The 6,507-nt window shown below is 36.9% G+C and carries 8 protein-coding genes; 5 read left to right on the top strand and 3 right to left on the bottom strand.

Annotated elements, in window-relative coordinates:
- From B2217_RS15310 to B2217_RS15300, 3 genes are all read right to left on the bottom strand, one after another.
- Positions 1-915, bottom strand: a 915-nt coding sequence (locus tag B2217_RS15310) for an IS91 family transposase (protein ID WP_291123033.1), incomplete at its 3' end; no start/stop codon positions are given.
- On the bottom strand, positions 894-1,796 hold the full coding sequence (locus B2217_RS15305) for a tyrosine-type recombinase/integrase (protein ID WP_115000913.1): 903 nt from the start codon (positions 1,794-1,796) through the stop codon (positions 894-896). The genes B2217_RS15305 and B2217_RS15310, both read right to left, overlap by 22 nt.
- A gap of 309 nt (positions 1,797-2,105) precedes the next feature.
- Positions 2,106-3,632, bottom strand: a complete 1,527-nt coding sequence (locus B2217_RS15300; protein WP_115000917.1) for a SulP family inorganic anion transporter — start codon at positions 3,630-3,632, stop codon at positions 2,106-2,108.
- A 564-nt stretch (positions 3,633-4,196) separates the two neighbouring features.
- Between B2217_RS15300 and B2217_RS15295 the strand changes: the two genes are divergently transcribed.
- The 5 genes from B2217_RS15295 to merB are packed head-to-tail and all read left to right on the top strand — an operon-like array spanning position 4,197 to position 6,500.
- Complete coding sequence (locus B2217_RS15295; protein WP_027375684.1) at positions 4,197-4,574, top strand: ArsR/SmtB family transcription factor; 378 nt, start codon at positions 4,197-4,199, stop codon at positions 4,572-4,574.
- Positions 4,571-5,176, top strand: a complete 606-nt coding sequence (gene merTP / locus B2217_RS15290) for a mercuric transport protein MerTP (protein ID WP_291067751.1) — start codon at positions 4,571-4,573, stop codon at positions 5,174-5,176. The genes B2217_RS15295 and merTP overlap by 4 nt, the downstream gene beginning before the upstream one ends.
- 47 nt (positions 5,177-5,223) lie before the next feature.
- Positions 5,224-5,571, top strand: a complete 348-nt coding sequence (locus tag B2217_RS15285; protein WP_291067750.1) for a heavy-metal-associated domain-containing protein — start codon at positions 5,224-5,226, stop codon at positions 5,569-5,571.
- A 1-nt stretch (position 5,572) separates the two neighbouring features.
- Entirely contained in the window at positions 5,573-5,869 is a 297-nt protein-coding gene (locus B2217_RS15280) for a hypothetical protein (protein ID WP_002978236.1), read from the top strand.
- A gap of 19 nt (positions 5,870-5,888) precedes the next feature.
- Positions 5,889-6,500, top strand: a complete 612-nt coding sequence (merB, locus tag B2217_RS15275) for an organomercurial lyase (RefSeq protein ID WP_291067749.1) — start codon at positions 5,889-5,891, stop codon at positions 6,498-6,500.
- The last annotated feature ends 7 nt before the right edge of the window (positions 6,501-6,507 follow it).

The raw sequence follows: 6,507 nt of genomic DNA, 5'->3' as shown, positions 1-6,507 counted from the left end.
TTTCCAACTGCTGCTTAAAATGCCGTAATGGCGTATGCGCACAAAGCGTTTGGGTAAAATATGAAGACTAAAGCGCCTTGTAAACTCTTCGTTTTTTAAAGTAAGCTGCTTGGTTTTACTTCCATCTCTATAATCTTTATAGCTAATGGTAACTTCTTGATTGGTTACGTTTTTAATTCTATGGTTACTGATGGCAACTTTATGGGTGTATCTTCCTAAATATTCTATTACTTGCTTTGGACCGGCAAAAGGGCGTTTGGCATAAACCACCCAATTCTTTTCAAACAAACTTTGGATGACAGTTGTATCAGCAAGCTTTTCTTTGCGTAAAAAAGCTACGTATTTTGCTCGAAAAACCTTACTCAAGGCTTTCACTGCAAATAAATATTTATCGGTTTTTATCTTGCGTTTCCATTTACCGTTGGCATCAATTCCACCACCAGGAACAATGCAATGTAAATGTGGATGTAAACTCAAATTTTGTCCCCACGTATGTAAAATAGCAATCATTCCTAGTTGGAATCCTTCCGTTTTTCCGAATTGATTTAATGTGGTCCAAACCGAATCAAACAAAATTTTATAAACGATTTTTGGATGTGAAATCGCCAAACCATTAAGCGTATCGGGCAAAGTAAATACCAAATGATAATATGAACAAGGTAGCAGATCCTGTTCACGAGCTTGTATCCATTCTTCGCGTTGATGGCCTTGACATTTCGGACAATGACGATTGCGGCAACTGTTGTAACTAATACGGATGTTTCCACACGCATCGCACGCATCTACATGGCCGCCTAAAGCAGCTGTTCTGCATAGGGTCAATGCTCTTAACGTTTTCTCTTGATGAACCGTGAAACACTGATCGGATAAAGCCACTTTTTTGAGCACATCGCTTACTTCCCACTGCGGCTGCATAAAGCAAAAACGGTATCAAGTGGGCTGTGTACTTTTTGTTGCTCTAATTGGCAAACATGTAGGTATTCCATAGTGGTTTCAATACGCTCATGACCCATTAATTTCTGAACCTGAAGAATATTTACACCATCTTCGAGTAAATGCGTAGCATAGCTGTGGCGCAAGGTATGCGTGTATACATCTTTTAAAATTCCTGCCTTTTTACAGATGGATTGAATTACCCATTGAACTCCGCGTTGACTGTAACGAGAATCAAAACCTTTAGCATCTTTGCTGTTGCCTGTAAATAAAAAAGTAGTAGGATGTTCTACTGAAATATACTTTTTAATCCCTCTAATGAGATGATCAGAAAGTGGAACATATCGATCTTTTTTACCTTTACTTTGAACGATATGAAGCAATTTACGATCAAAATCAAGGTGCTTTAACTCAATATTTCGCACTTCCATACAACGCAGACCACAACCATAAATCAAACCAATTAAAAGGCGATGTTTGAGTAAATCGGCATGTTGAAGCATGCGCCATATTTCTGCTCTACTCAAAATAACTGGTAGCTTTTTTTCTTTAGGAATAGCGGGCAAATGAAGATAATCGTAAGGTAGATCTTCGGTTTTTAGTAGAAACCGAAGTCCGTAAACCGTGTGTTTAAAATACGATTGAGAAGGCGATTGTGCGCGTTGTTGGAGTTCAAACAAATAATTCTTTACTTGTTCTGGGTCTAATTCGGTTGGTAAACAACCAAAATGTAAGGCCATTGCCGCCACATGGCGCGAATAATTATCGAAAGTGCGTTTACTTCGCCCTAAAATTGAAATATTTCGTTCAAAACGTTGTAGTAGTTCAGAAAAACCACTAATTTCACTACAAGCGCGATTCAAATATTTGTTCGCTCTTAATTCCTCCGGAGATTTTTTTTAGTTACCATAGTATCAATTATTTAATCGTTAATATATACTAAGGTACAAAATCATCGCAGCGAAAGCTACTGGAGGTTTAGTTCAACAGCAGTTTGGCAAAATGGCGGGTTTAGTGCTAAATTCAACGGCAATACTTCGATTGAACTTTTGTGCAAAACTGAACAATTGTGCTTCGATTTCCGCCACTTCGCCAAGCTGCAAAACGTTACCTGCAACCCTTTCCAAACACTACGCAACAAGAAAGCGACCTCGAAAAGTCGCTAAAAAAAATTATTTATCTAACATCACTTTATAAGTTGGGTCTTCAATGATATTTACTTCGATAACACTTTCTGCATTTTTCAATAATTGTCGACAGTCTTCGCTTAGATGCTTCAAATGTACTTTTTTATTTTGCTTAGCATAACGATGTGTCAAAACGTTCAACGCTTCTATTGCTGACATATCTACCACTTTACTTTCCTTAAAATCAATAATTATTTCTTCGGGGTCACCAATTACATCAAATTTTTCTGTAAAAGCTGTAGTTGAACCAAAGAAAAGTGGACCAAATATTTCGTAATGCTTTACTCCTTTATCGTCAATGTATTTTCTGGCACGTATTCTTTTAGCACTTTCCCAAGCAAAAACTAATGCTGAAATAATAACTCCTATTAAAACTGCCAATGCGAGATTGTGTAGCAACACAGTAACTAAAGCAACTAACATACCTACAAAAATGTCGTGTCGTGGCATTTTATTAATAATACGGATACTTGCCCATTCAAACGTACCTATCGCTACCATAATCATAAGTCCAGTAAGTGCAGCCATCGGAACTTTTTCAATTAAACTACTACCAAACATTATAAATACTAAAAGAGCCACAGATGCAATAATTCCAGATAATCTCGCTCTTGCTCCACTGGATACATTAATTAAGCTTTGTCCAAGCATTGCACAACCGCCCATTCCTGAAAAGAAACCCGATAAAATATTAGCCGTTCCTTGTGCCACTGCTTCTCTATTGCTATGTCCTCTTGTTTCAGTAATTTCATCAATAATATTCAAGGTCAATAAACTTTCAATCAAACCAACCCCTGCAACAATAGCCGCATACGGAAAAATGATTTGAAGTGTTTCTAAATTAAAAGGAATTTGAGGAATATGAAACGGCGGAAATCCACCTTTTATAGAAGCAATATCGCCAACAGTTTTGGTATCCAATTTTAAAAAATAAACCAACCCAAAAACCACTAAAATAGCAGTAAGGGAAGCGGGAACAGCTTTTGTAATTTTAGGCAATCCCCAAATAATAAGCATTGTTAAACCCACCAAAGCCAAGAGAATATACATATTTGAACCTGTGAGCCAATTGCCCGAAACATCTTTGAATTGGTCTAACTGCGACATAAAAATAATGATGGCTAAACCATTCACAAAACCAAAAATAACAGGATGCGGAACCAAACGGATAAGTTTTCCTAACTTTAAAAATCCTGCTAACATTTGAATAATTCCTGCCAAAATAACGGTGGCAAAAACGTATTCCACACCGTGCGTTTTTGCTAAAACAACTATGACTACTGCTATTGCACCAGTTGCACCCGAAATCATTCCGGGACGACCGCCTAAAATGGACGTAACCAAGCCCATCATAAAAGCGGCATAAAGACCCACAAGCGGAGAAAGTCCTGCAATTAAGGCAAACGCAACTGCTTCTGGAACTAAAGCCAAAGCAACGGTAATACCTGATAAAATTTCGGTTTTGTAATCTACTTTTTGTTTGAAATCAAACAAATTGATAATTTTCTGCATAAGATATTTGTATTGTAAAAATTTATAAAATGTAATTTGCACCGAAAATCAGCATTTCGGGTACACGAAAGAAACCAATAAAAGGAATTGGGAAAAAACAGCAATTAACCAACCATTAAGGCGGAGTAACTTGAGAAGATATTTGCGTTGTTTTTTTCATTGAGGTTGCAAAATTAACATTTTATGACAACTTGACAAAACAAAACTTGACAAAACCTAATAAAAAATTAGGGCAGCAGGTAACAAGGTATTGCCAAAAGCGGGGCTGAAGGAATTATATTGAACATTTTTGCTATATTTGAACTTTGGTATTTCTATTGAAGTTTGGTGCTAAAACTCCCCGCCTTCGGCAATACCCAAACCGTTGTGCGTCACCCTAAAAACCCACCGCACATTTAGCACATTTGGTTTTTCCGACACTCAAAGCCAACGCTAAAAAACCAAAAGAGCTAAATCACCCACCGCTGACAAAGAAGAATTGTTAAAAACTATAATTAAGTATTTGCTTAAATAAGAAAACTATTTGTATCTTTGCTGCGTTATTAAATCCTAAACAAGGAAATTATGGAAAACAATCAATCGTGTATCCGTGTGTTTGCCGACAAGGTTCAAATAGACAATTGTAGAGAAATACTTCAAACCAACGACAAGGCATTCAGTCAACTGAGTGGACTTTTAGCATTGGCAGGAAACGAAGTAAGGTTAAAAATCTTATTTCTCTTAGAAGAAGAAAACGAACTTTGTCCTTGCGACCTTTCAGACATTCTCGGAATGAGCATTCCTGCCGTTTCGCAACACCTCAGAAAACTAAAAGACGGAAATGTCATTGAAGGAAGAAGAGAAGGGCAAACCATCTTCTATTCTTTGAAACAAGAGCAACTGACTTTACTTCGTCCATTTTTTAAACACATCATAAACAATTCAAAAAAGGAAACAGTATGAACAAGAAAAACAACAGACTTGTCGGAGCGGGAGTGCTTTCGGCAGTAGCAGCATCACTTTGCTGCATTACACCTGTATTGGCTCTTATTTCAGGAGCGTCAGGAGTGGCATCTACATTTTCGTGGATGGAACCAGCAAGACCTTATCTAATCGGTATCACTGTTTTGGTGTTGGGTTTTGCTTGGTATCAGAAACTTAAACCACGAACAGCCGAAGAAATTCAATGTGATTGCGAAGAAGACGAAAAGAAACCCTTTATGCAGACCAAAACATTCTTGGGAATTGTAACCGTATTTGCAGCCTTGATGCTCGCTTTTCCGAACTACGCACACATTTTCTATCCTTCAAACGACAACAAGGAAGTTGTAATCGTCAATGCTTCTGACATTCAAACGATAACTTTTGATGTAAAAGGAATGACTTGCAATGGTTGTGCTTCACACGTAGAAAATGACGTTAACAAATTACCAGGCATTGTTAAGATAGATGCGATTTATGAAGAAGCGACTGCCAAAGTAGAATTTGACCAAACTAAAGTGAGTGTTGCTCAAATTGAAGAAGCCATCAACGGTACAGGTTACAAAGTGGTTGGCAAGAAATAGTATTTTTTTGCCTCTCGTATTTAAGAATTTAATTAAACAATTATACAATGAAAAAAAAAATAATTCTATTGAGTGCTTTATTCCTAATTGGAATTGCTCAGGTCAATGCTCAATGTTGCAAACCGACTGACAGTAAAGCACAAACAGCAAATACAAACCAACAAGAAGGTAAAACCCTGAAATTGAAAATCACGGGGATGACTTGTGCAGGTTGTTCTAACCATATTTCAAATGCCCTGAAAGAAGTGGACGGCATAATTGAACACAAAGTGGAATATCCGGGCGATTTGGCAACCATCCAATACGACCCGAAGAAAACAAATCCTGATGCTATCATCAAGGTTATTGAGCAGACAGGCTATAAAGCCGAAATCTTTAAAGAAAATTCTAAATAATATGAAAACTGTAAAATTAATTTTAGGCATTGTTACTATCGGGATGATAGTAGCTAGTTGTAATAAAGAAGTACAGGAACCGGAAGTAAAACCAACAAATTCTTCAACTCCCGGTACTAATTCTTCCACCCCAACAGGTACTTCGACCATTTCTTACACAGATTTGAGTGCGGAACAAAGCACCATTGCGATTGGGGCAACCACAAAAGTAACAGCTACAGCAACAGGAGATGGTCTTTCTTATATCTGGAGTGCATCAGATGGCGATATTATAGGAAGTAAAGCATGTTTGCAGTAAAACCCCAAATAGAAAACTTATGAAAAATCAACGAAAATATATTGACGGTCAATTAAACGACATTCTTTTTTCTGAATTTAAGATAAAGAATAGCGATTTTATTTTACGAATATTTCAAGAATTGATGCAAGGCAGTTCTATATCTAAAAACAGATTTTATAAACTAATAAAAGTGTCCAAAGATAAAGCGGACGCTATTTTGAATAAACTGGGCGAAACCGATGTACAAGGAAATATTATTGCATTTTCTGGTCTATCTACAGTTCCTACCGAACATCAGTTTATTGTAAATGGTAAGATGCTATACACTTGGTGTGTTGTAGATGCTATTCTGTTTACTGAATGGTTAGATGTGGAAGCTAATGTTCGTTCTACTGATCCTATTGATGGTTCACCTATTGAGTTACAAATAAATGGTGGTCAATTGCTTTGGACAAAGCCATATCCTTTATTTATTTCTTGGGTAGAATCTGTTGACACTTGTAATATTAGAGGCTCGTTTTGCAACCATGTTTCATTTTATAGCAGTGAAAGAACAGCAAAACAATGGTTAAAAAATAATCCTGATGGAAAAATATTGACGCTTGAGGATTTCTTTGAGCCTAAAAACATAGGAATGAAATGTTGTTAAGTATAGT

Origin of the sequence: Empedobacter sp. UBA7620 (assembly GCF_002484185.1) — a bacterium.
Lineage (GTDB): Bacteria > Bacteroidota > Bacteroidia > Flavobacteriales > Weeksellaceae > Empedobacter > Empedobacter falsenii_C.
The sequence above is the reverse complement of the archived record's forward strand: the minus strand, read 5'-3'. Positions and strand labels throughout refer to the sequence as shown.